Here is a 24,071-nt window from a genome sequence, read left to right as displayed (position 1 = left end):
CGGCGCCGTGCACGCTAGCAACCCGCACAAGCGCGGAAAGGGCTGAACGATGACCGATCCTGGCCATCCGGATCGACCGCCCGACAAGGAACCGACCGCTGCAAACAGTCGGTGCCGGTCTGCGCTAGCGCGCTTTCCCACATCGCCGTTCCACCTCCACGTGCCGGACACCACTGCCCGACTGGCGGACTCCACCACCGCCCGTCCACCGGGTTGTGCCCGGATCATGCTCGGGAAGATCACGCGGGTCGGCAATGGAGGCGAACAGGTGGAGCAGGCCGCCTGATCCGCACATCCGAAGTTGTCGGGCGTCGTGGGGCAGACCATGGGGCCGCCTCCGGACAAGCTGTCGCCTACGAGCGCTGACGCCGAGCACCGTGCCCGCGTTGCCCGTTCTGACACCAACAGTGCCCCGACGGGGGACCGGCCGACGGTTCGCCGTACCGCACCCGGTGTGCAGGATGGGAGGGGTCCACCGAAGTCGGGACCGAGGGGGCAGGTGCGCGTGCGCGAACAGGAGAAGCGGCCGGACGACCAGCCCAGCGCCAGGCGCCGGCCGTTTCCCGGGTCCGACGAGCGAGGGGGCCCCGTCCGCCCCGGTCCGCTGACCCCGGCAGCGGTTGCGGCGTTGCAGCGCTCGGTCGGAAACCGGGTCGTCGCCCAGCTGATCGCCGGCGAGCGGCACGTCCACGACGACGCGTGCGGTCACGCGCCCACCGTCCAGCGCGCCCTGGTGGACGCGGCGGTGCGCTCGCCGGGCCGGCCGATCGAGCCGTCCCGGCGCGAGCAGCTGGAGTCCTTCCACCAGGAGGACTTCTCGGCCGTCAGGGTGCACACCGGCCCGGTCGCCCAGCGCTCCGCCGAGGCGATCGGTGCGAGTGCCTTCACCGTGGGCGAGGACATCGTCCTGGGCGAGGACTCCGACGACGAGACGCTGGGGCACGAGACCAGCCACGTGAAGCAGCAGCGGGCGGGCCGGGTGTCGGCTACCGACAACGGCGCCGGCATGGGCATCAGCAGCCCGCGTGACCCCGAGGAGCGGTCCGCCGCGGCCGACGGCGCCGCCTTCCGGGCAGGCGCGCGGCACGCGCGATCCGTCGCCGCGGAGTCGAGTGGGTCGCCTGCGGGCGGAGCTGGTGGCGAGCAGCGCGTGCAGCGCGTGGTCGGCAAGCAGGAGACATCGTCCGAGGAGTCCTCCTCCGAGTCCTTCGAGCCCTCCAACCGGGTGGAGGACTTGGCGGAAGAGAAGGAGGACGGGGGCAAGACCGACGTGGTGAAGCAGATCGGGCAGGAGGTCAAGAAGCACGCGAAGGTGTACGGAGGAGGTAAGCACGGCCGGGCCCCCGACGAGGCCCGGTTGCGCTTCCCCCGTCGCAAGGCGCACGAACGCACCACCCAGACCCTGTCCCACCTCAGCTTCCTGCTCCACGACGCCCTGCAAGCCGTCCAGCGGGATCTCGTGAGGATGGAAGAGGACATCCAGGTCGTCAACGAGCGCGAGCTCCAGGGCATGTTGATCAACGACCGGCTGTTGTTCGCGTCGAACTACAACGACACGATGGTCAACCTGGAGGTCGAGTTCGGGGAGGACATGGCCACCCTGCGCGATCTGGTGGAGATCCACCAGGACGACGAGGACCGCACGGACGGTCTGCTCAGCGCGGACGCGCAGGAGTACCTCGGGCGGCTCAACCGCGCCGAGACGAAGGTGCTGGCGGCGTTCCAGGAGCTGCGGGGCATGGGCGACGACGCCACGGCCAAAGCCATGCGCAAGAGCACGGGCAGACCGGTCATGGTCGTCGACGCCGAGGACCCGGGCCTGCACAACCTGCTCACCTCGGGTGATCACGCGGGATCGGTGATCATGCTCCGCTTCGGTGCCTCGGACGGCACGTACCGCGAGGGCGCCGACGCGGGCCGGCGCAAGCCCAAGCGGATGCACGCCGAGCAGAAGTTCCTCGTGGCCATCCACCGGGCCGGTCTCAAGCCCGAGGAGGCCAAGGGTGCGCTCGCCATCTCGGGCCGGTACCGGCCGTGCATGGGCTGCGCGGCGGCGTTGCGCTACTACCGGGACGTCCTGGGATTCGGCAACCTCCAGTTCAACCCCAACTACGGGTTCTACTACGCGAGTTCCGTGAAGGGCCTGCAGGACCACCTGCGCCACGTCGTGCAGGACCCGCACTACCTGGAGTACATCAGGGAGATGGCCGACCCGGAGCGCGGTGGCGCGGTCAGCGCCTCGGCGCTGTCGTGGCAGGGTCCCCCGGCCGACGCGCAGGAGGTCAACGGCCCCGAGATCCGCATCCCCGTCCGAGACGCCGGGGGTCGGGGCTACGGGAGCAACTCCGACAGCGAGGGTGAACTCGCCGAGTCCGACGACGAAGAGGTCTACAACTCCTGGAAACGCAACCTCTTCGAGTACCTGCCTGACGAGGGCGGCCGGAAGGTCGGCGAGGGGAGCGAGGAGGTGAACCCCGGGCGTCGCGCCCGGAACATGCTCGACGACGACGACCGGATGCTGCTCCGGCAGGTGGGGCTGTTCGGCGACCGGGACACGCAGGCGGTGGTCTTCCGCTACTACGCCGAGAGGCCGACCCAGTACGGCGGCGCCGCCTCACAGCGGGAGATCCACCAGGCCTCCGGGGTGGGCCCCGACACGGTCAGCCGCCTCATCCGGGGTACCACCGGGCACGAGAAGCGGGACAACCGCACGGCCGACCCGAACATGAAGCGCATGCCGCAGCGGGGGAAGAAGAAGTCCGACGCCGAGCCGAAGCGGCAGCGCGGCAAGGGTGCGTTCACGAAGGGCAAGAAGCTCGACGCCGACGGCCTGAAGAAGATCGAGGCCAAGATCCGCGAGACCGGGTTCTACGACACGTGGGAGGCGGCACCCGCCAAGGACGGCCTCAAGCCGGCCCAGCTGCCGCGCGACCTCAGCCGGATGATCGCCGACCGCCGCGGCAAGTACACCGTGCCGAGCATGGCCGAGGCGCTCAAGACCTCCCCCGACGCACTCAAGGGCTACCTGAACCGGGAGTTCAAGGTGCTGAACCCCAAGGCGGCGAAGGCCAAGGCACCGGAACCGGCGGTCGAGGGGGACGTCACGATGGGCGGGACCGCGGACGACCGCGAGTACCCGGAGGTCGCCGGCCTGAACCACCACGTCGACGAGAACGGGCAGCACTTCTACGCCCACCTCAGCGGCGTCCAGTTCTACTGGGACTTCGCCCACGAGGGCGTGCGCCCGTTCCCGCCCGGGGTGCGGTTCACGATCGGGCAATCCTCCCGGCCCCGGCAGCCCGAGCCGGAGGCCATGGACATCGACGAGCCGCTCGTCGAGCTCGAGGAGGCGGACGACGAGATGGAGTACACCGACGTGGGCAAGGGCAAGGGGCCGGCCCGACGCGGGGGATGACCGGGCGCTGTGCGCCTGTCGCGGCCTCGACCCCGCGGCCATCGCCCCGGAAACCCGAACGACTGCCCGGATCACCACCGGGCAGATCGCTTGAGCACTACCACCCGCCGGCAGGACCCGGTGTCGCTTGCCCACCCCGTCCCAGGCCCGAACCCGCTCTCCGGCACCAGCCGCCCCACTTGCGGTCGACGCGGTCCACCGCGGTGATGACGTCGGTCCTGGCAACGGCCGCTGCGCGACACCGTGCCGAGGCCCGGCGGACCGGGGCGGTGCTCGATCCGTCAGCGGTCGGTGGCGTGCACCGGGGCCGGCGCACAGCGGGACGTGTCGGCCGCGCGGTCGCCGGTGCCAAATCCGGCGACGTCGGCGGTGATCCCCGCGATACTGGCCGACGTGGAGGAAGTCGCGGTCGTCGTCGCCCATCACGACTGCGCGACCCTGCGCGTCGGCGACGTGTTCCTGAAGGTCGATGCTGATCAGACGCGCACCGACGTCGAGGTCGAGGCGATGGCCAGGGCGCCGATCCCGACTCCGCGAGTCCTGTGGCGAAAGCCGCCCGTGCTCGCGCTCGCCGCCCTCCCGGGCACGGCACTCGGTCGCCTCGGCGAGCCGTCGACCGCGTCGTCTGCGGCGTGGGTCGCGGCGGGTGCCGCCGTGCGGAAGCTCCATGACGCGCCGCTGCCGCCGTGGCCCGGCCGGAGCCGTGACGAAATCACGTCGCACCTCGACCACGAGTGCGAGTGGCTCATCACGACCGGCGTCCTTCCCTCCGAGCTGGTCACGCGCAACCGCCAGGTCGCCGAGGCCGCGCTCCGGCCGTGGACACCGGTGTTCACGCATGGCGATTTGCAGACAAGCCACGTGTTCGTAGACGGTGACGAGGCCACCGGCGTGATCGACTGGTCCGAGGCGGCCCAGGGCGATGCCCTGTTCGACCTCGCCACCTTGACGCTCGGGCACCAGGAGCACCTGGGCGACGTCGTGGCCGGCTACGGCGCCGACGTCGACCTCGACGTGATCCGCGCGTGGTGGTCGTTGCGCAGCCTGCGGGCGGTCCGCTGGCTGATCGAGCACGGCTTCGACCCGTCCGCGCCAGGCTGCGAGATCGACGTGCTGAGATCCCAGCTGTGAGGCCGCACGAGCCAGTGCGGCACCGCCGACCTCAGCACCGCCGACCTCAGCACCGCGACCTGCGAACCGTGGCCGCCGGCCGAGCCGACGTGCTCGGCGCTCCGGTCAGCCGGTCCAGTCGCGCAGGTACTCGGGGAAGTCGGTGTCGTCGAGCGCGTCACCGCCGATGGTGCGGTACTCGGCGACCGCCGTGAACTCGGGCTGGTAGCTGGTCACGACCCGGACCGGGCCGTCGCCGTAGTCGGCGAGGAACTTCCACAGCGCGCGGGTCAGGTCGGAGTTCCGGGAGTTCTGCGAACCGTCGTGGAAGTGGTCCACCGAACCGTCCGGCGACCGCACGGGCTTGCCCAGGCCCAGTTTCACCCGGTGCCGGTCGCTGAGCAGCCAGGCCGATTCACTCACGCGCACTCCTCGTTCGCTCACCGGGGCGGAAGGCGATCGCCGAGATTGTAGCGACCCACTTCGACCCCGTTGGAATCCCGGACGACCAGCGTGACGTCGGTGTACTTGTCGAGCCCGGCACCGGGGCGCTGGCCCTGCCACCGCCGGACCCACGTCTGCGCGTCGGTGCCCGGCGGCACCTGGAACCACACCTCGCCGTTGCGCTGCACCTGCTTGGTGGCGTGGGTGAGTTCGCTGTTGAACGAGGCGTAGGTGCCGTCGGACGCCTTGGCCTCGCGCCGGCCGACGACCTCGCCGTTGGCGTCGCGGAACACCACGTCCGCGCCCTCGCCGCCCGGCCCGGCGACCTCCGGGGTGGTGCCGGGAGGGCCGCCGCGCAGGATCGCCTCGGCGTTCTCGCGGCTCAGCGGGAAGTTCGGGTTGCTGTCCCGGACGAGTTCGTCGATGAGCTTCTCCCGTTCGACCTCGGGGAGGTCGTCGAAGGGATCACCGGACGATCCGGGCGGTGTGTCCGGGTCCTTGGGCGGCTTCTTCCCGCCACCTCCGCCGAGTTCGTCGAGCTTGCGGCCGATCTTGGCGAAGAGGTCCTTCAGCCTGCGCAGCAGCGGCACGAGTTTCTGGAGGGTGCGCACCAGGTTCTTCACCAGCTGTGCGATCCGGGCGCCCCACTTGGCCGCCGCCGTGGCGGCCTGCACCGCGACCACCGGCAGGCCGACGACGGTCAACGCCTCCACCGCCCACACCACGAGCCGGCCGACCAGGTCGGCGATCAGGTCGCGGACGGTCTCCCGGACCACCGCGACCACCAGTCCGGCCAGTTCGGTGGCGCTGCCGAGCCCGTCCGCGCCCTGGGCGGCCGCGCCGAGCAGGGCCGCGGTGTCGGCGGCGCGGGCCCGGTAGGCGTCGGCGGCCCGGCCGGTCCACCCGGCGGTGTCGGCCGCCGACTCCCGCTCGAACGCCGTCCGCGCCTCGCCGACCGCGCCGGAGATCCGCTGCCACGTGGCCGCCTGCGCGGCGACGGCGTCCGCGTTGCCCGCCAGGTCGTCCAGCATGGCCTTGAGCGGTGCGACGTGCTCTATGACGAACGACAGCACGTTGGAGGCGACGGAGCCCAGCGGGTCCGCCACGATGCTCAGCGCCTCCAGCCCGGTGGTGAGCCCGCCGAGCCCGATGTCGAGCCAGTCGCCGTTCTTGATCCCCGAGACCAGGTCCGCGACGGACTCGGCGATCCCGATGCCGGTGTACCACTCGGTCGACGACCGGACCGGCGCGATGAGCGGGTTGTCGTTCACCGGGGGGCGATCCCGGAGAACCCGCGGCCCACGGCCTCGTCCTCGGTCTCGTAGGTCGCGGCGGTGTCCCGCAGTTTCGCCGCGATCGCGAACAGGCCGGTGCGCGCGGACGCCAGCGCGTCGCGGGCGACGTCCTCCAGGTCGTTGAAGACCGGGGGCAGGAACCGGCAGATCCGGCCGTAGGTGTCGTCGGACATCGCGCTGCCCGCCGCTTCGACGGCCTGGCCGAGCAGGGCGCTGTGCCCCTCGACCTTGTCGGCGTGCGCGCGCAGGTCGCCCGCCGTGACCTCGAACCCCACGGTCCCCCCTCAGAAGCCCTCTTGGTGGTAGACCGAGCCGTCGACGTCCTCGGCCCGGTCGCGGCGTCCGGGCCGTTCGTCGGGGACGCCGAACTTCTCCCGGTAGTAGCCGGTGATCCGCTGCGCCCCGTCGCCGCCGACCGTCTCGGCGGCCGCCCGGCCGACCTCGTCGGTGATCCGCGCTCGGGCCTGGCCGACGGCGGCCATCAGCTGGCGGCCCAACTCCTCCGGCGCGGTGTTGAGGACCTTCGGCGTGAACGTGGCGTCGACCAGCGCGCCGGACGCGTCCACGGTGACGGTGACGGCCCCGTTCGGGCTGGTCGCGGTGAGCCGCACGTCGTCCACCCGGCGTTGCAGCTCCTGGTAGTGCTCGGCGTTGCGCTCCAGCTCGGCGACCCAGTCGTCCAGCCCGGCCTCGATCGCCGCCGGATCACCGGAGAAGAGGTCCCTGGCCGTTCCCTCGCTCACGGGACGGGACGCTACCCACCGCCCCGCCCGGTCCGGCCGGAAATCTCCGAGGTCACCCGTCCGGGGTATGCGGGTGATCGGCCGACCGGGTGGTCACGGCTCGGCGCGGCCGGACGATGGCGTGCCGGTGGTCCACCGGCACGCAACAGATCCTCCCGGCGACGGGCGCGCCGTCGTGAGCGTCGGGAGTCGGGCACAATCGCTGTCAGGGGGTGGTGCTCATGGTCTTCGAGTTCCTGGAATCGGTGTTCGACGCGCTGACGAAGTGGTCGGACGCGCCCAACCCGCCCGTGCCCGAGGGACCGTTCGCGTCGGTCGACGAGCGGAAGGGCGGGGAAGAGGGAGCCGGGGACCAGGACTGACCGGCCGGGTCCGGCCGGCCGGACCCGGCGGACGTCCGCGGTCACCGCGCTAGCGCACCCTCCACCGCTGGTACTCCAGGCCGTTGCAGCCGACCGTGCGGATGCCTTCCCAGCTGTTGTCGAGGCAGTGGTTGTTCCACGTGCTCACGATCTCGACGGTGCCGTCGCCCCACGAGTTGACCTTCCACCGCTGCCACGACCCGTCGTTGCAGCCGAACCCGCGCACGCCGTGCTCGCTGTTGTCCAGGCACCTCAGCGACCCGGTGTTCATGAACCGGAACGTGCCGTCGCCGTACCGCTTCACCGCCCAGATCTGCCAGGGCCCGCCGTTCCACGACCGCGTGTGCACGCCGTTGGTGGGGTTGTGGTCGAGCGACCCGGTGTCCCACTCGCTGTCGAACCGCCAGGTCTCGTCCCCCGCCGTCGCCGACGGGACGAGACCCACCAGCCCGAGCACCACCGCGGCGAACACCACCGCGGACCGCGCGAACTTCATCCCGATTCCCCCTCTTGAGCCGCCGTACTCCCGTGCGCCGGGGATGGTGCCGGCCGGACCTGGCACCGACCTGGCACCGACCTGACACGGGACGGTCCTGTTCACCGGGAGGGCGCTGTGCGCTCGGGCCGTTAACGAACGACGCCCTCCGCGCGAAGTGTCACCGGGAGGTTCGACGAGCGTCCCCGACCGCCGGTCGCACCGAACCGGTCCGACCGCTGTCCGGTGGAGGGAGTGACGCACGATGTCCGAGGTCACGTCGAGCCCGGCGCAGCACGCCGACCGGTTGGCCGCCGACCTCAAGACCGAGGCGGAACTCTTCCTCGCCGAGTTCACCCCGCCGCTCGACGTCGTGATCGAGCGGGCCGCGCGGTCGTTACTGGTGGTGGGGGAGCCCGGTGCCGGGAAGACGGCCCTGGCACGGGCTTACGAGGACGAGGTTCTGCGCCGGCGGGAACCCGGCGGACCGGTGGCCGTCGGGTTCGACCTGGCGACGTGGAGGGCCGGCACGTCACTGCGCGCCTGGCTGGTCGACCGGTTGTGGCGGGACGGACCGGTCGACCGCGAGGCGGCGGCCGCCGTGGTCGACGCGGGCCTGGTGCACCCCGTGCTCGACGGTGTGGACGAGTTGGCCCCGGGGCTGCGGGTATCGCTCCTGGACGGGGTTGCGGCGCTGCCGTTCCCCGTCCTGCTCACCAGCAGGCCGATCCCGCCGGACGAGCGGTTCCCGGTGCTGGAGTTGACCCCGCCCGCGCCGGACGCCGGCCTCCTCCGGTGGGCTTCGGTGGCCGAGGCGGTCCGCGAGGACCCCTCGGGCCCGGTCGCCGCGGCGCTGGCCGACCCGGTCAACAGGTTCCTGTTCGAGCGGGCGCACCTCGGCGGGACCAGCGACCCGTCCGCGCTGGTCGACCGGGAGGTGTTCCCCGACGCCGACTCGATCGGCCGGCACCTGCTGGAGGACTCCGACCCGGTGGTGCGCCGCGACCTGCACCGGCTGGCCGCGCTGTTCCGGCACTCCGGCGACGACGGGGTGGCGTGGTGGCGGTTGGGCGACCGGGTGCCGCGGCGGCTCGTCCAGGCCCTGGTGCTGGTGGTCGCCGCTGGGCTCGGCTTCCGGGTCGAGGACGGTGTGGCGACCTGGTTGCGGCAGACGCCCGGCCTGCCCTCGGGCTCGTCGTGGGTGCTCAGCGGGTGTATCGCCCTGATGGCCGGCATGGTGCTGATGCGGGCCTCCCGGCCGAGGCCGCCGCGTGCGGTCGACATGGCCCTGCTCGGTTCGCGGTTGACCGGGTTAGCCGTCATCGGCGTGTTCCTCGCGGCGGCGGGCGCTCTCGTGGGCCCGGACCAGGTGTGGGCCGGCTGGGCGAAGTGGGCGGGCGTCGGCCTGGTGTGGCTCTGGGCGTGGGCCGTCACCGCGGAGGCCGACGAGAGCCTGATGGACGCCCCGGACGAAGTGCTGGAACGCGACACCGTGGTCACCGCGCTGTGGGCTTTGCTGTGGATGTTGGGGTTGACCGTCGTCTTGGAGGCCGAGACGATGGACGAGCCGCTGGCCACTTTCCTCATGATGGCCGGCGTGCTGCTCGCAGCGTCCGGATCAGCCTCCTTCCGCTACCTGGTGGCCTGGTTGCCGTGGGACAACCGGCACGTTCACGAAGCGGTCAGCACGCTGGCGAGGACGCCGGGGCTGGTGCGTCACGAAGGCGGCGTCTACCACCCCCGCACCGAGGCGATCCGCCGTGCCCTGGCGGACAAGCGGTTCGAGCAACCCGGTCCGCACACCGACGACTCGCCGGCGCTCCGGGTGGTCGAGCTGAGCACCGGGCTGGCGGAGGAGGCGTGCCGCCGCGTCGACGTCCGCGGCCTGGTCGACGCGTCGACCTACCGCGGTTTCGTGGACCGGATCGCCGAGGATGTCCGCGCCGGCACCGGGGTGATCCTGGCGTCCACGTCGACGGCGCGCAGCCGTTACGTGCAGGCCAAGGACGAGTACGCCCGCGTCCTGCTGCCGCTTCCGCTGCACCAGGCGGTGGTCTTGGACATGGTGGTGTGGATCGCGGCTCCGGTCGGCTGGCTGGCGGCGATCGGAATGAGCACCCTCGGGCTGTTCCAGGGCTTCGGCCTCGCCGTGCTGCCCGGTGCGGGCGTTGTGCTGGGAGTGGCGGCCGTGGGGCTGATGGTCCTGCTGACCCAGGTGGTGCGCGGCGCTGTCCGGGCAGTCGCGCTGCTGACCCTCGCGGGCGTCTTCGGCGGGGCGTTCACGTGGCTCGTCACCGAGATCGTGGGCGAGCCGTTGGAGCTGCCGCGGGAGGGCGTCGCCACCGCCCTCACGCTGGGCGTCGCGCTCGCCGTCCTGCACCGGGTGACCAGGACGTTCCGCGAGCGGACGACCGGGCTGTCGTCGGACGACCCGAAGCGGTGGCCTCCCGACGTCGTCGCCCGTGCCCGTGCCGCGCGGCTCGCGGCGGTCAACGCGCACCGCGAGTGGATCGAGGCGCTGGTGGAGCGCGGGGTGCGCCCGCTGGTGGGGTTGCGACTGGCGGCCGTGGCGAAGCGGTCCTACGCCGTGGAGCTGCCGGAGGGGGACGTGCGCCGGCTGGGGCAGGTGACCGACGCGACGCAGTTCGTGGCGACCGGGACCAGCCGCCACCTGGCCGACCTGATGAAGGCGATGTCCGGCGGGTCCATCGGGATCAGCGGTCCGCGCGGGGTCGGCAAGAGCACGGTGCTGGCCATGTTCGGCAAGTTCGGCGCGGAGGGCGGCCCGAACGCCCTCAGGATCCTGGAACCCGCACCCACCAACTACGCGCCGCGCGAGTTCCTGGTGCACCTCTACCGGGCGCTGTGCGAGGAGGTGCTGCGCGGTGCCGGACCGCCGCCGCCGGTCCGGAGCCGGAACTGGCCGTGGCTGCTCGTGTCCTTCGCGGGTGCTCTGGTCGCGTTGGGCGCCTGGCAGGTGGAGCGCGTCGCGGACGCCGCCGCGTGGGTGCCGGCCAACTGGCGCGCACTGGTGATCGGCGCGGGTGCCGTGGTGGCGCTGGTGCCGATCGCCGTGCTGAGGAGCAGGTCGGTGCGGTCCGGCCGCTCCGAGGACGAGTTGGCGCGCGAGGCCCGGCGCAGGCTCGACGGCCTCCAGTACCTCGAGACGACCACGCTCACCCGCACGATCACCGCGAAACCGCCCGCCGTGGCCGAGTTCGGCGGGTCGCACGCGCGGGCCCGAGCCGGCCAGGTCAAGACCTTCCCCGAGCTGGTGGGGGAGTTCCGGGACTTCCTCACCCGGCTGGCCCGGCAGCCCGGCGCGTCGATCGTGGTGTGCGTCGACGAACTGGACAAGATCGGCTCCACCGAGGAGGCGGAGCGCTTCCTCAACGACATCAAAGCGGTGTTCGGGGTCGAGAACTGCTTCTTCCTGGTCACGGTGTCCGACGACGCCCTGGCCTCGTACTCGCGCCGCTCGTCCACGGTCCGCACCGCGTTCGACTCGGCCTTCGACGTCGTGGTGGGCGTGCGCCGGTTCGCCGTCGAGGACACCCGCCGGCTGCTGGTGCGCCGCGTGGCCAGGCTCCCGGAGCCGTTCGTGTGGCTGTGCCACGTCCTGTCCGGTGGCCTGCCCCGCGACCTGAACCGCGTCGTCCGGGAGTTGTACGTGCACTACGCGTCGACCGGCCGCCGCGACCTCGCCGGGCTGACCCGGGCGTTGGTGCGCTCGGACCTGGAAACGGTGGTGGACGGGCTGTCGAGCCGGCTGGCCGACCGCTTCGACGGTTTCGCGGTGCGCCTGCGCCGCCACCTCGTGGAGGCCCGCCGGCTGGACATGACGACCACGGCGCTGCGGAACTACCGGGCGTTGGAAACCCCGGAGGGCACGGCCGACGAACTCCTCATGGTCTACGAGCAGTTGCGCGCCTACCTGGTCTACGCGGCGACCGTGCTGCACGTCTTCTGCGACCGCATCGACAAGGTGGTCGCCGTGCTGGAGGACACCGAGGCGACCGAGGTCGAGTCACTCGCCCTGGCCCGCGCCCAACTCGCCGGGGACCCCGTCTCGGCGGTCGCGTACGTGGAGGACTGGAAGCGCTTCGAACTACGGGCGGTCGCGCGCGCGAACGGCCTGCGCCCGGCCGGTCCACCGGTGGCGGGGAACGTCGCCGGGCGACCCGGCTGACCGCGCGGCGGCTTTCGCGGGAGCCGCGCCGGGTGCGTCGATCATGTTTCCGGCGGGGCCTGCGGACTATTTCGGCGGTATCCATGGTGTTGCCGCTTCGAACAGCAGGGCGAATGTATTCGGCGGTTGTCCGCTGTACTGCGGAATGCACATGCAGGTCTCTGCCGGGATCGCCGCGCGATCAATGGACTCGGCCGGGGGTGCGAAGAAACCGGCGGTCGCCGTCATCCGGATCGACCCGCTGTCGGTGGCCGCGCTCGGGGTGCGCCCGCCGGCCGCCAGGTACCCGCTGCTGCACGCGCTGGAGCGATCGGTGATCGCACCTGCCATCGTCGTGCCCAACCTGCGGTGCGCGGTGACGAAATCGGCCTGCGACCGCTTCCGCCCGCCGGAAGTTCCGGAAACCGCCGGACCCGACGAGGAGGTGGACGTCCCGGCCCCGGCATTGACCCCTTGCCGGGTGCACGTGCGTATCCGCACATCGGCGGCGGCAGGCCGTGCGTGATCTATTCCAACCGATCGGGAAATACTCTGCTCCGGGCCCCTCGGCGATACCTTCGGTGACCGGTGGACTCCGCCCGTCCGGTGGCAGGGCGCGCCGTTCGGGTGTTATCGGGTAACTCTGTTCTGCTGACTGGCGATTCTATTGTCGGTAACGTTCGGACGTCCGACACACCAGGGGGACCGGATGCGAGGACGGCGGGCGGCCGCGGCCGGGTCCTCGTCGCGCGCGCCCGGCGGTGCGCCGACCCGGCCCCGGCGGGGGTGCCGATGACGCTCGACCCGATCAACCCCTTCGCGGTGCACCCGTTCGTGTCGGCGGTGCAGCCGCTGGAGCCCTTCAGCCACCCCCATGATGGGCTCTACGTTGCGGTCGGCGACAGCGAGGGGCAGTACCTGAACTTCCAGAAGCAACTGGGCGACCTGTCGTCCGTGGTCGACTACGGCCGCACGGTCCTCGTCAACGGCGACACCGGCTGTGGCAAGTCGGCCTTGGTGAACCGCTGCGCCGCCTGGGCGCGAACCAGGTTCGGTGAGCGGAAGATCGTCGCGACGGTGGTCGACGCCACCAAGCCGCTCAAGCGGTTCGAGCAGTTGTCGCTCGACATGCGGATGGTCGGCATGTGCGACCGGCTGTTCGACCTCATGCGCAAGGACCGGTTGATCCGCGACGAGTTCGTGGACGAGTTCGAGCGCAACCGCAAGGAACCCGAACGGGTCTACGTGAACCTCGGCGACTACATGCACCGGGACCACGCGCTCATCCTGCTCCTGCCGACGCCCGTCGAACTGTTGCAGGAAGTCGTCCGCTACGCCGACTTCGCCCCGCCGCGAGTCCTGTTCATGCTGGAGTCGGACGTGCTGCGCGACGAGCACGTCGAGCAGATCGAGCGGGCGGTGGAGCGGTGGACCAAACCGGTCGTCCTCACCGTCGGTCGCCTCGTGGAGGGGGACGTGAAGCGGTTCGTCGACCAGCGGACCGGGGAGAACCGGGATCGTGGCCGGTTCCCGCGGATGAGCGACGAGACCGTCGCCGCGGTCGGCGAGAAGGTGCAGACCGTGGCGCAATTGCAGCGGACGCTGCACAGCACGTTCGAGTACCTGATGGAACACGCGGAGGACTACGACAACGACGCCAGGGTGACCATCGAGCACATCATCGAGGAAGCCGAGCGCGTTCCGAAGGACGGATGGGGTACCTCATGAGCGGTGGACGCGACGAAGCGACGCCTCTGCGCAACCCGTTCTCGGCCATGGCGGTCGCGCGGATAGCGACCTTCGACCACGACCTGGGTGCCGCCGAGGTCACCGTGCAGACCGACGGGAGCCGCCGCGCGGTCGCCGAGCTGACCTCGTACCTCGACGCCCCACCGCCCGGGGCGGGCGGCGTGGCCGACGGTGCCGTGCTGCTCATCCTCGGCGAGCACGGGGCCGGGAAGTCGCACCTGGCCCGCCACCTCGTCCGGCTCGCGGCGTCCCGGCTGGAGGACCGCACCAGGTCGCTCTACCTGGAAGCCACCGCGGAGACCGTGACGCGCATCTACGGGCGGGTCCTGGGCCACCTCGGGGTGGCGGCGGTGCGGGCCCGGGTCAGCGACTTCTACGCCGACATCGTCGCCGAACAGCTCCAGGACAACGGTCTCGCCGGCCACGCCGTGGAACTGCTTCGCCGCCGCGAGATCGCGCCGCACGAGGTGGTCCGGCAGCTGCGGCTGATGGAGAGCGAGCTCCTGCGGCGGGTGCACCGCGAGCTCAGCGGCGTCACCGAGAACGAGGACTTCGGCCTGGCGCTGGCGCTGCTGCTGCGGCCGGGCTTCGAGGCGGCGGTGTGGAGCTGGCTCAACGGCGAGGACCCGGCACCCGTCCTGGTGGACCGGGGGATCCGCGAGCCGATCTCCGACGAGCTGGACGTGCTGGAGGCGCTGGGCGTCGTCGCGCTGCTGTTCGGTGACCGGCAGCGGCGCTTCGTCCTCGTCATCGACGAGTTCGACAAGATCTTCCCGTCCGCGCAGGACCACGCGCTGGGGCTGGCGTTCCAGAAGTTGCTGGAGGTCTTCTCCAGCGCGGGAGCCTGCCTGGTGCTGTGCGGGCAGCCCGACTTCCTCTTCTCGGTCGACCCGGCGGTGGCCGACCGGATCACCACCCCGGTGCGCTTGGCGGGGTTGAGCGCCCCGCAGGTGCGCGACCTGGTCGAGTCGGCGCAGGCGGCCGAGTTCGGCAGTCGCCGGCTGGAACCGTTCTCGGTGGAGACCGTCGAGTTCGTGACGATGGTGACCGGCGGGAACGCGCGCAAGGTGATCCGCATGTGCCGCGCCCTGTTCCAGTCGGCGCACGAGAGCCCCGGTCGACGCGTGACCGACGAGATGGTCCGGGAGGTCACCAGGGAACAGCTCGGCCCGTTGAGCACCACCGAGATCGTCATGGTGATCCACCGGCTCCTGGAGCGCCACGGCTGGACCTACCAGCCCGACCACTACCTGTCCCCGGGCGACGACGCCCGGGTGGACTTCTGGCTCACCTTCCAGGACCGCGCCGGCGGGTGCGCGGTGATCGTCACCGACTCGGTCCTGTCCGAGGCCGACGCGAACGCGGCCGTGCGCCGGATCACCGCGGTGACCGGGGCCGCCCCCGGCGCCGAGGTCGTCCTCGTCGTCAACGGCGTCGTGGCCGCCGGTCCGGCGCACGACCTGCGGGCCCTGCTGGGCCGCGAACCACTGGTGCACCACAGCCGCGGCTTCGCCGAGGACCTGCCGACCGCCGTGCGGGCCGCCGCGGGCAAGCTGCCCCGGACACCCGGCGGCGACGAAGCGGGCGTCCTGCGCCAGCGGATGGACCAGATCAACCGGCAGCAGTCGAGCCTCTACGGGTTCGTGGAGCAGTTGGCCGAGCACATCGACGGGCTGCGGACCTCGTCGGACCGCCGGCTCGTCGAGATCCAGCACCAGCTGGTCGGCCTGGCCGGCGGGTCGGCACCGGCCGAGCACGCCCCGACGGCCCCGTTGCCGGTCGCGGTCGCGCGGCTGTTCGAGGACGGGCTGGCCGCGCTGGACGAGATCACGCAGACCGAACTGATGATGCGCCAGGCGTTCGCGGTGGACGACGACTCGGCCGCCGTGCTCCAGGCCGTGCAGCGCCGGCAGACCTCGTCCGGCTACCTGGAGGCGATGGGCATCGTCGCCGTGCTCGGGCAGGCTCTGGTCGCGTTCCAGCGAGCCGTGCTGAAGTGGCACGAGTCGGACGACGTCCGGCGCTCGACGGGCGAACTGCCGCAGCGCGCGCTGGACACCCTGCACGAGATCTGCCGGACCTACGACGCGGTGGTGGAGTACCTGCCGCTGCACAAGCTCGAACCGCTCGTGCACCTCACGCCGTGGACGGCACCGGGTGGCGCGGTGGCCGACCTGTCCCGGCCCGCCCGCAGGGCCAGGGTGCGCGAGCACCTGGAGGGCATCAGCGCGCAGGTCCGCCACACCGCGGTGCGGGTGGCCTCGTCGGGTCGGAGCTGACGGGTCAGCCGGACCCGGCGCGGTGCGCCAGCCGGGCCACGCGCTCGTCGGCGTCGCGCACCCGGCTCTGGTCGAGCGTGACGCCGACCAGGTACACCCCGATGTCGAGCTGGTAGTAGTAGATGGCGCCGCGTTCGACGTCGAGCACGAGCCGGGTCACCAGGCCGCCCGACAGCGCGCCGGTGAGCATCCGGTTGAACTTGCGGACGACGGAGTCCAGCTGCCAGCCGAACTCGCGGTAGAAGATCCGTCGCTCATCGACGTCGACCTTGGTGTAGAAGCGTTCCAACGACGCGTGCCCGAGGACGTCGGACTCCAGCGCCGGCTCGCCGTCGACGTGGTACGCGAGGTAGTGGAGGTCTTGCGGTCGCACGGCCGCGGTCAGCCCGGCGCGCAGCCGCTCCGGCACCTCGGCCCAGCTCTCGGTCCGGGGCCGGTCGACGCCGCCCACGGACGACAGGGGACGCGTGGTGTGCGCGGTCTGCCACCCGCCGTGGTTGAGCGACGGCAGGCTGACCAGCTCGCGCAGCCTGGTGGTGAGCCCCGACAACGTGATGTCCGCGTCGTTCACGGCCTCGACGTCGGTCAGCGGGCCGTCCACCGGCTGCGGACCGCCGGTGGCGACCGCGACCACGTACTCCTGCGGTATCACGTGGTTGCAGAGGACCGCCCCGCTGTCGGTGTGGACGACCGTGCGGATCAGCGGGCCGGTGTCGGGTTCCTGGAGCGCGTGGTCGATCTCCTCGGCGGACTGCGCGACCCGGCGCCCGATCCGGTGCAGGCCGGCGCGGTCGCCGAACCCCGCGCCGAGCCGGTCCGCGGAGAACCGGTACACCCCTTTGCTGATGTAGCCGACGTACGGCAGCGACGGGCATCGCGCGACCTCGTCCCGGCACGCCGCCCGCGCCGAGCGGAACCCGTTGCCGAGCAGGGGCGCCAGCTCCTCGTGCGGCTGCTCCGGGTGCGGCTGTTCCGGGTGCGGCTGGCCGGGGCCGGCACCGGGCTCACGTCTGGGCGATGTCGACATCGCTGTCCCTCCAACCGTTGTCGCGTTCGGCACCGGGCTCCCGGGTTCGCGCCAGGTTGTGCTCGGCGACCCGCGTGGTCCGGTGCCCGGCACCCAGGAAGGTCCGGCACCGCCTGAAGGTCCGGGTCAACTGCTTCACCGCCGTCGACGTGTCGCCGCCGGCGGCGGTCAGCCGCGCCACGGCCACGGCGGCTGCCAGCGTCCACGGGTGCGACTCGGTGAGCCGGTCGACGAGGATCCCGTGCGCGGCCGCGACTTCGCGGGCACCGTCCTCGACGTCGCCGGCGGCGCGCAGGCTCAGCCCGAGGCACAGCCGCGCCAACCCGACGAACGGGTGGGCGGCGGAGAGCCCGACCTCGTCGCACAACCCCGCCACGACGTGCCGCGACCTCTCGACGGCCCCCGCCGCCTCGCCCGCGGCCCGTTCCGCCACGGCGAGGCTGAGCGCGCAGGCCAGCGTCTCGGGGTGGAAGGGGCCCAGGACTTCCTGGAACCTGGCCAACGTCTCGGCGTTGCGCGTCCGGGCGCCCTTGACGTCGCCCATGAGCCGTTCGGTGATGGCCAGGTGCCACCGCGCGGCGAGTTCCGCGGCACTGGTGCCGCCGCCGAACTTCAGCCGCTGCGCGGCGCGCCGCAGTGCGTGGCCGGCCTTCTCGTACTCGCCGACCTCCCGCTGGTAGACGCCCACGCGCATGAGCGACCACCACGTGTTCGGGTCCTTGTCGCCGAACAGGCGCATCCGCCGCGCGAAGTTGTCCTGCTCCAGCGCGAGCGCCCGACCGGGTTCGCCGCACAGCAGCAGCGCCTCGGCGAGGTTGTTCGCCGCGCTGCGGGTGTGCGGGTGGTCGTCGCCGAAGTTCTGCCGGAAACCCGACCACGTGGTCTGGTCCTCGTCCAGCGACTCGCTGAAGTACCCCTCGCCGCGCAGGTCGCCACCGAATCCGCGGGCGCTGATGAGCGTCTGGGTGCTCGTCAGGCCCAACGTCTCCCGCTGGTGGTTCAGCGCGCTCTCGTCCAGCTTCAGCGCCGTTTCGGCCTTGCCGGTCTTCCGCTCGACGTTCGCCAGTTGCGTCGCCAGGCGCGCCCGCAGCGCGTCGTCCGGCCCGAACCGCGCCGTCCACCGGGCCAGCAGCGCGTGCGCCGGCTCCATCGACAGCAGGCCCACCTCGGCCCCGCCGTCGGTGTAGAGGAAGCGCAGCTGGCTCACCAGCCACCGCCGGACCACGTCGTCGTCGCTGTCCATGGCGCGGGACGGGAACACGTGCTTCTGCAGTTCGCGGAAGTGCCAGGCGCGGTTGCGCCGGCCGTCGTCGGACTCCTCCGCCTCCTCGGCCTCGGTGGGCGCGAACGCGGCCAGCGCGCGCAGTGCCCGCGCGTGCCGGCGCTCCCGCTCGTCGGCGGGCATCCGGTCGATCAGCGCCTGCTGCACGGCCCGGTGCACGCGCACCGAGTTGTGCTCGCCCCAGTCGACCTGGAACAGGCCGAACCGCACGCACAGCCACAGCGCGCGGTCCACCTCCCAGGAGTCCAGCCGCAGCGGCTCGGCGTCCTCGCCGCAGATCTCCACGAGCGCCGACACCACCGCCGCGGACCGCACCAGCCGCAGGCCGATCCCCTGGCAGGACAGGAAGGAGCACAGCTCCGCGAGGGCCACCGCGGTGCGCCCGGCCGCCTCCCGGGACAGGGCGTCCACCACCAGCGAGACCAGGCGTCCCACCAGGTCCGGCCGCCCGCCGCCGGCGAGCGCGTCGAGGAGGGTGCGCGCGGACCAGGCGACGGCGTCGGTGGTGCGGGTGGCGGCGAGGCGTTCGCGCGCCACGGTCTCGGCCAGCCACGACCCGCCGAGCCGCAGGGCCAGCGGCAGCCGGCCCAACGCCGCCGACACCCGCTCGGCGGCGTCGGCACCGAGCCCCGGCACGCGGTCGAGCAGGAAGCACCGGGCGTCCTCGGGCGGTAACTCGGCCGGCTCGACGTCCGCGGCACCGGCCGACGTGGTGATCAGCACGTGACCGGGGCCCTCGAGCGGCACCAGCCCCTCCAGCGCGCCGGGGGAGTCCGCGTTGTCGTAGACCAGCAGCCACCGGGGCGAACCGCCGGGCGAGCCCAGCGCGGTCAACGGCCACGCGGGCCGGCCCGCCGCGGCGACCTCGACGGCCCGGCCCGGGGACCTCGTCGCCGCCGCCAACCGGGACAGGGAGATCATCGCGGCCTGCCGGTCGTGCGCGGGAACCCACCACACCGCGTGGTAGAGGCCCTTGAACCGGTGGGCGTACTCCAGCGCCAACTCGCTCTTGCCGACCCCGGGCGCCCCGCCGACCGTCACCGGCCCGCCGCCGTCGAGCAGCCGGTCGCGCACCGCTTCGAGCTCCTCGTCGCGCCCCACGAACCCGGCGAGCCGGTTCGGCAGCAGGGAGGTCAGCGGGTTCCCGCCGGGGAAACCCCCGGGCTCGTCCGCGTCCGCCCCGCCGACCAGGTCCAGGCCGGTCAGCAGCCGGGCCCGCGCGTCCGGGCCGTCGAGGTCGGCCACGACCACCTCCGGCCCGTCGGCGGCCGCGCGGTCCGGGTCGACGGCGACCGCGCGGTCGGGGTCGCCGTCGACCCGGACCCACCGCACGTCGACGTCGCGCCCGGCGAGCAGGCGGGCGAGCCTGGCCTGCCGCGGCGAGCCCTCCCAGCGCGCGGAGCGGATCACCAGCACCTCCACCGGTGCCCCGTCGTCCAGCCACTCCTCGTGCCCGCGCAGGAGAACGGCGCGGGTGCCCGCGCTCCGGTGCAGTTCGCACACCCAGTCCGCCCACGCGCGGTCCGCCGGGTGGCAGGCCACCAGCACCCGGTCGGGTTCGGCCACCGCCTCCAGGCCGAACGCCCGCCGGTAGCGGGACCTGGTCGACCGGCGCACGGGCCCCATGCGGGTGACCCGGCCGTCGGTGACCGCCGCGGCCAGCTTCTCGTACTGCTCCCGCAGCCCGGTCGTGTCGTCCGGGTCCTCCACGAGCACGGCGAGCAGCGGGTCGAACGCCTCGAACGGCCGGTGCGGGAGCTGGATCGTCGCGCGCGTCCGGCCCGGCTCGTCGCCGGCGAGGCCGGAGAACTCCGCCCGGATGAGGTCCAGGCTCTGCCGCGCGCGGGGGTCGTAGCCGTGGTCGAACATCGTGACGAGCGGGACGACGTCGACCGGGCGCACCGCGAGGCCCCGGAACGCGCCCGCGAGCGCGGCGGCGTCCCTGATGGCCCGCGGCCTGGGCACGAAGCAGACGACGCCGACGTGCGCCACGTCCGCGATCGCCGCGAGCGAGCCGTCGTCGCGGCCGGTCGGGGCGTCGAGCAGCACGTAGTCGTACCGCTCGGCGGCCGAGCGCACGACCGGCGCGACCGGACCGGCGGACGCCCGCGCGTCCGCGCCGCCGTCCGGGGTGTGGACGTCGACGTGGCCCGTCCAGCCGGGCATGGCGTACCGCCTGGCGGTCGTGGCCGGGTCCGGCGGCTCGACGTCGTGCACGTGGAAGCGCGACAGGTACTCCTCGACCCGAGGCGGTTCGGACCCCCGGTCCAGGACCAGGACGCGGTGGCCGACGCTCGACAAGACCCACGCCAGGTTGGCGACCGCGCTCGTCCGACCGGTGCTACCGGATGTCGACAGGAAGGCGACGGCGGTAGCTCTCCTTGAGCTGCTCATCACTACTCCAGATCGCGGTGCGTGGACGCGGGATTACCGGAATTCCGCTTTATTGCGGACAGTCGCCACAAATTCACTCGGATGGCCGCAGTGATCGGGTTACAGCGAACTCTGGAAGGCGGCGTACTGATCAGCGGCGCACCTCTCGGTCAGTATCCGTCGCAGGGACTCGCGGAGCGCCGGAGCGGCTATCCCGCCCAGGTCCTGCGGCGCTACCTCGGTGAGGTCGAGGAGTTCGGACTCCAGCGCGCCATCATCGGTCATCTCCCGCCTCCTGCGTGTCCGCTCCCGACCGCGGCCGTCGAAACCCCGCGACCGGAATGCGCCGTTCAGGCGAAGCATCGAACTGTCGCGGCACTCGGGGTTGCGAGGTTAGCCGATCATTCCGCAATCATCCCGGTAATCCCACGGTCTTGTGGGATCCTTCTCGGAGTTCGGCGGGCGGCATCTCCGGATCCCGGCCGCGAACCGGCGGCGGAGGTGCGATGCCCCCAAAACTGCGGATGCCGCGATCGTTGTTCGCCGCCGTGGCCGGCGGCGGTGGCGGCGTCGCCGCGGTGGAGTTCCTGACCCGCGCCCGGCGCAGCCGGACCCTCCAGCTGATCTGCCACGTCGCGGACCGGTGGCCCGAGGCCCGCGAGGCGATGGACGTGGTGGCGGGCCTGCCCGTTGCGGCCGTCCACCACGTGGTCGACCACCCGGCGGTGGGGGCGTGGGCCACGAGGACCGCGATCGGCCGGGGAGCACCGGCGTGGCTGGCCTACGTGGCCGCCGCGGCGGCGGTGCGGGCCGGGGCGGCGGTCTCGCTGGACCTGCCCCGGACCGGCCGGCCGTGGCTGCCCACCCTCGGCGTCCTGACGGGCGACCCGCGCGGGAAGGTCGACGTGGGCGGGTTGACCTGGCGGCCGACGCCCCGGGTCGAGGTCCCCGGCGGCCCGACCTTCCTGCTGGAGCGGTCGCGGGAGATCGGTTCGAGCGCCGCCCGGCTGCCGCTCGCGGAGGACCCGGACGTGCCTCGGTGGCAGGAGGGGCTGACCGGCGCGTGGGCGGTGCTCACCCGGGACCACGGCGCGGTGGCGGCCGAGATCGCCGCCGCGATCACCGTCCTGACGCCGCTGCGCCGGCCCGCCGAGGGCGTCAACAGCGCCACGCACGCCGACGCGTACGGGTGCGTCTTCCTGTCCCTGCCCCATGATCCGGTGGTCACCGCGATGACCCTGGCCCACGAACTCCAGCACACCAAGCTGGTGGCGCTGATGGACCTGTTCCGGTTGGTGGTGCCCGACTCGGGGAAGCGGTACTACGCGCCGTGGCGCGACGACCCGCGACCCGCCCACGGCCTGCTGCACGGCGCGTACGCCCACCTCGGCGTGGCGGCGTTCTGCCGGCGGGCCGGCCGAGAGGTGGAGTTCGCCCGCTGGCGCACCGCGTCGCTGGACGTGGCGGAGACGTTGCTGGCCGGCGCCGAGCTGACCACCGTCGGCCGGGACTTCGTGCAGGGCATGGCGAACACCCTGTCGTCCTGGCGCACCACCCCGATCACACCCGCAGCCCAAGCGGAAGCCGACCGCCTCGCCGCTGACCACCGGGCCCGCGTGCTGCGCCGCGAGGACGGTCCGGAACGACCGCCGCCTGGTCGATGAACCGACTTCGAGGGCTCAGACCAGGACGCCCTGCGCGGCCGGTCACCCGGCGTCCACCCGAAGTGGGAACACACCACGGGCCCGAAACGGCCCGTGCTCCCTCGAAGTCCTCTCCAGTGTGGACGGAGGCGATTCACGCACTCGCACGCCACCTCTCGCGCCGCCTGCCCGACGCCGTCCACGCCGCCGGGAGGCGACGACGTAGGGTTCCGCCCAGCTCGACCTAGCTGAGGAGGACTCATGATCCGGCGTTGGAATCCCGAGACCGTGGCCGCGCCCGCCGGGCCGTACAGCCACCTGGCGCACGTGTCCGCCGACCACGACGTGGTGGTGCTCGCCGGCCAGGTCGGCACGCTGCCCGACGGCAGCCTGGCGGGCGAGGACTCGCTGTCCCAGGCACGGGCGGTGTTCGCCAACATCGAGCGCCTGCTGGAGGCGGCCGGCGCGGGGCCGGCGCAGCTGGTGAGGCTGTTCAGCATGGTGTCGGGCACCGAGCACCTGCCCGGCTTCCGCACCGCGATGACGGAGACGTTCGCCCGCTGGTTCCCCGGCGGCGACTACCCGCCGCAGACCCTGATCGTCGTCGCCGCCCTGGCCGCCCCGGCGTTGACCGTCGAGGTCGAGGCACTGGCCGCGCTGCCCCGCTGACCCCACTCGGGTCCGCCGTCGTGCCGGCGTCGTCGTGCCCCGGGGTCGTGCGGCACCGACACCGGTCAGGCCGTGCCGGCCACCGCCGCGAGCAGCCCGGCGAGCTCGGCCGGCTTCGTGTGCGTGGGCCAGTGGCCGGAGTCTATGTCGACGAAGTCGAGGTGCTCGACCCGCGCGAGTTCGGGCACGTCGCCGGCGTCGATCCACGCCTTCGCCTGGGCCGGGGTGAACTCGGGGCACACGAGCGCGACCGGGACGTCGAAGCGTCGCTCGTCGGTCAGCCGCACGATGCCGGTGGCCACGCCCTGGGGAACGGGGATCGCGGCGGCGGCGAAGGCGCGCCTGGCACCCTCGTCCAGGTCGACCGCGTCCGGCCCTTCGAACGGGTCCCAGCCGGGGAAGGGCATGACGCCGTCCCGCAGCTCGAAGAAGTCGGCGTAAAGCTTCCCGTCGGCAGCCGGGAAGCCGCCGATGAGAACCACCTTGGAGATCTTGTCCGGACGCGCGTCCGCGGCCGGCCAGGCCAGGGTGCAGGCGGCCGAGTGCCCGACCACCATGGGCTTGCCGGCGGCCGCGTCCACGGCGGTGAGCACGGTCGCCACCTGGTCGTCGAGCGTGGCGGAGGCGGGTCCGTCCCCCTGACCGGGCAGGGTGAGCGGCACGGGGTTGTGGCCGAGCGACCGGAGTGTGGACGCGACGTCGGCCCAGGCCGATCCGTCGAGCCACAGACCGGCGATGAGCAGGATGTCCATGATCGTTTCTCCATCTCCCCGCGCGGTCAGGTCACCGCAGTACGTCGACACGGCAGGCTAGAGACAGTTCCGGACGTTCTGCTTCCGCTTGCGCAGCCGCCCCGGGCGCTGTCCTCCGGACCGGCGGACGGCGACCTCGCCGACCATCTGCACCGGCTGCTCGACCGCCTCGAACCGAAGTCGGCCGAGTTGTGGGGTCTGGTCGACGAGGGCTGCTCCGCCGACTGGTTCTGCCTGGCGGCCTCACCCGCGACCGAACACGCCGTCGTCCTCGACCTGGCGGTG

The 24,071-nt window shown here is 72.6% G+C and carries 18 protein-coding genes; 9 read left to right on the top strand and 9 right to left on the bottom strand.

From position 1 onward, the window contains the following. The first annotated feature begins 628 nt into the window (after window positions 1-628). Entirely contained in the window at window positions 629-3,415 is a 2,787-nt protein-coding gene (locus BN6_RS25395; RefSeq protein WP_041313987.1) for an eCIS core domain-containing protein, read from the top strand. Between the two features lie 393 nt (window positions 3,416-3,808). Then, window positions 3,809-4,546, top strand: coding sequence for a phosphotransferase family protein (locus BN6_RS25390; RefSeq protein ID WP_041318048.1), 738 nt, complete (start codon window positions 3,809-3,811; stop codon window positions 4,544-4,546). A 105-nt stretch (window positions 4,547-4,651) separates the two neighbouring features. Here the strand turns inward: BN6_RS25390 and BN6_RS25385 are convergent, their stop codons facing one another. Genes BN6_RS25385 through BN6_RS42400 form a run of 4 tightly spaced genes read right to left on the bottom strand, consistent with a single transcriptional unit; the run spans window position 4,652 to window position 7,007 of the window. Beyond that, window positions 4,652-4,948, bottom strand: a complete 297-nt coding sequence (locus tag BN6_RS25385) for a hypothetical protein (protein ID WP_015102627.1) — start codon at window positions 4,946-4,948, stop codon at window positions 4,652-4,654. 17 nt (window positions 4,949-4,965) lie between these two features. Continuing rightward, window positions 4,966-6,240, bottom strand: a complete 1,275-nt coding sequence (locus BN6_RS25380; protein ID WP_015102626.1) for a hypothetical protein — start codon at window positions 6,238-6,240, stop codon at window positions 4,966-4,968. Continuing rightward, window positions 6,237-6,539, bottom strand: coding sequence for a type VII secretion target (locus BN6_RS25375; RefSeq protein ID WP_015102625.1), 303 nt, complete (start codon window positions 6,537-6,539; stop codon window positions 6,237-6,239). The genes BN6_RS25380 and BN6_RS25375 overlap by 4 nt, the downstream gene beginning before the upstream one ends. Before the next feature lie 9 nt (window positions 6,540-6,548). Continuing rightward, window positions 6,549-7,007 (bottom strand): YbaB/EbfC family nucleoid-associated protein, encoded by a 459-nt coding sequence (locus BN6_RS42400; protein WP_015102624.1) that lies wholly within the window; start codon window positions 7,005-7,007, stop codon window positions 6,549-6,551. 221 nt (window positions 7,008-7,228) lie between these two features. Here BN6_RS42400 and BN6_RS46910 point away from each other — a divergent pair, with 221 nt between their 5' ends. Next, window positions 7,229-7,369, top strand: a complete 141-nt coding sequence (locus BN6_RS46910; protein WP_015102623.1) for a hypothetical protein — start codon at window positions 7,229-7,231, stop codon at window positions 7,367-7,369. A 49-nt stretch (window positions 7,370-7,418) separates the two neighbouring features. Here BN6_RS46910 and BN6_RS25365 read toward each other — a convergent pair whose 3' ends face one another. Then, window positions 7,419-7,865, bottom strand: a complete 447-nt coding sequence (locus BN6_RS25365) for an RICIN domain-containing protein (protein WP_015102622.1) — start codon at window positions 7,863-7,865, stop codon at window positions 7,419-7,421. A 244-nt stretch (window positions 7,866-8,109) separates the two neighbouring features. On the opposite strand from BN6_RS25365, the gene BN6_RS46905 reads away from it, so the two are divergent. From BN6_RS46905 to BN6_RS25345, 4 genes are all read left to right on the top strand, one after another. Then, complete coding sequence (locus tag BN6_RS46905) at window positions 8,110-12,033, top strand: hypothetical protein (RefSeq protein ID WP_015102621.1); 3,924 nt, start codon at window positions 8,110-8,112, stop codon at window positions 12,031-12,033. Window positions 12,034-12,076: 43 nt separating this feature from the next. Then, complete coding sequence (locus BN6_RS25355) at window positions 12,077-12,538, top strand: hypothetical protein (protein ID WP_015102620.1); 462 nt, start codon at window positions 12,077-12,079, stop codon at window positions 12,536-12,538. 266 nt (window positions 12,539-12,804) lie between these two features. Then, window positions 12,805-13,740, top strand: coding sequence for a hypothetical protein (locus tag BN6_RS25350; protein ID WP_041313980.1), 936 nt, complete (start codon window positions 12,805-12,807; stop codon window positions 13,738-13,740). Further along, entirely contained in the window at window positions 13,737-16,040 is a 2,304-nt protein-coding gene (locus tag BN6_RS25345) for a DNA repair protein RadA family protein (protein ID WP_015102618.1), read from the top strand. Before BN6_RS25350 ends, BN6_RS25345 begins: the two co-directional genes overlap by 4 nt. Window positions 16,041-16,044: 4 nt before the next feature. On the opposite strand, the gene BN6_RS25340 is transcribed toward BN6_RS25345, so the two are convergent. The 3 genes from BN6_RS25340 to fxsA all read right to left on the bottom strand — a co-directional run bounded on the left by BN6_RS25340 (window position 16,045) and on the right by fxsA (window position 21,007). Continuing rightward, on the bottom strand, window positions 16,045-17,067 hold the full coding sequence (locus tag BN6_RS25340) for a hypothetical protein (protein ID WP_015102617.1): 1,023 nt from the start codon (window positions 17,065-17,067) through the stop codon (window positions 16,045-16,047). Further along, window positions 17,045-20,743: an FxSxx-COOH system tetratricopeptide repeat protein gene (fxsT, locus tag BN6_RS25335; RefSeq protein ID WP_015102616.1), complete on the bottom strand. Its 3,699-nt coding sequence runs from the start codon at window positions 20,741-20,743 to the stop codon at window positions 17,045-17,047. Before fxsT ends, BN6_RS25340 begins: the two co-directional genes overlap by 23 nt. 99 nt (window positions 20,744-20,842) lie before the next feature. Then, the gene (gene fxsA, locus BN6_RS43030; protein ID WP_015102615.1) at window positions 20,843-21,007 is read right to left on the bottom strand and encodes an FxSxx-COOH cyclophane-containing RiPP peptide; all 165 of its coding nucleotides are present in this window, start codon (window positions 21,005-21,007) and stop codon (window positions 20,843-20,845) included. 221 nt (window positions 21,008-21,228) lie between these two features. Here fxsA and BN6_RS25330 point away from each other — a divergent pair, with 221 nt between their 5' ends. Both BN6_RS25330 and BN6_RS25325 read left to right on the top strand, forming a co-directional pair. Continuing rightward, entirely contained in the window at window positions 21,229-22,386 is a 1,158-nt protein-coding gene (locus tag BN6_RS25330; protein WP_063641831.1) for an aKG-HExxH-type peptide beta-hydroxylase, read from the top strand. 240 nt (window positions 22,387-22,626) lie between these two features. Next, entirely contained in the window at window positions 22,627-23,034 is a 408-nt protein-coding gene (locus tag BN6_RS25325) for a RidA family protein (protein ID WP_015102613.1), read from the top strand. 65 nt (window positions 23,035-23,099) lie between these two features. On the opposite strand, the gene BN6_RS25320 is transcribed toward BN6_RS25325, so the two are convergent. Then, window positions 23,100-23,786: an alpha/beta fold hydrolase gene (locus tag BN6_RS25320; RefSeq protein WP_015102612.1), complete on the bottom strand. Its 687-nt coding sequence runs from the start codon at window positions 23,784-23,786 to the stop codon at window positions 23,100-23,102. Window positions 23,787-24,071: the final 285 nt, after the last annotated feature.

Origin of the sequence: Saccharothrix espanaensis DSM 44229 (assembly GCF_000328705.1) — a bacterium.
Classification (GTDB): Bacteria; Actinomycetota; Actinomycetes; order Mycobacteriales; family Pseudonocardiaceae; genus Actinosynnema; species Actinosynnema espanaense.
The sequence above is the reverse complement of the archived record's forward strand: the minus strand, read 5'-3'. Positions and strand labels throughout refer to the sequence as shown.

Excerpts from the sequence above, each read along its gene's own strand:
- BN6_RS46910 (WP_015102623.1), top strand. The coding sequence starts at position 7,229 with ATGGTCTTCGAGTTCCTGGAATCGGTGTTCGACGCGCTGACGAAGTGG.
- BN6_RS25365 (WP_015102622.1), bottom strand. The coding sequence starts at position 7,865 with ATGAAGTTCGCGCGGTCCGCGGTGGTGTTCGCCGCGGTGGTGCTCGGG.
- BN6_RS46905 (WP_015102621.1), top strand. The coding sequence starts at position 8,110 with ATGTCCGAGGTCACGTCGAGCCCGGCGCAGCACGCCGACCGGTTGGCC.
- BN6_RS25355 (WP_015102620.1), top strand. The coding sequence starts at position 12,077 with ATGTTTCCGGCGGGGCCTGCGGACTATTTCGGCGGTATCCATGGTGTT.
- BN6_RS25350 (WP_041313980.1), top strand. The coding sequence starts at position 12,805 with ATGACGCTCGACCCGATCAACCCCTTCGCGGTGCACCCGTTCGTGTCG.
- BN6_RS25345 (WP_015102618.1), top strand. The coding sequence starts at position 13,737 with ATGAGCGGTGGACGCGACGAAGCGACGCCTCTGCGCAACCCGTTCTCG.
- BN6_RS25340 (WP_015102617.1), bottom strand. The coding sequence starts at position 17,067 with ATGTCGACATCGCCCAGACGTGAGCCCGGTGCCGGCCCCGGCCAGCCG.
- fxsT (WP_015102616.1), bottom strand. The coding sequence starts at position 20,743 with ATGAGCAGCTCAAGGAGAGCTACCGCCGTCGCCTTCCTGTCGACATCC.
- fxsA (WP_015102615.1), bottom strand. The coding sequence starts at position 21,007 with ATGACCGATGATGGCGCGCTGGAGTCCGAACTCCTCGACCTCACCGAG.
- BN6_RS25330 (WP_063641831.1), top strand. The coding sequence starts at position 21,229 with ATGCCCCCAAAACTGCGGATGCCGCGATCGTTGTTCGCCGCCGTGGCC.
- BN6_RS25325 (WP_015102613.1), top strand. The coding sequence starts at position 22,627 with ATGATCCGGCGTTGGAATCCCGAGACCGTGGCCGCGCCCGCCGGGCCG.
- BN6_RS25320 (WP_015102612.1), bottom strand. The coding sequence starts at position 23,786 with ATGGACATCCTGCTCATCGCCGGTCTGTGGCTCGACGGATCGGCCTGG.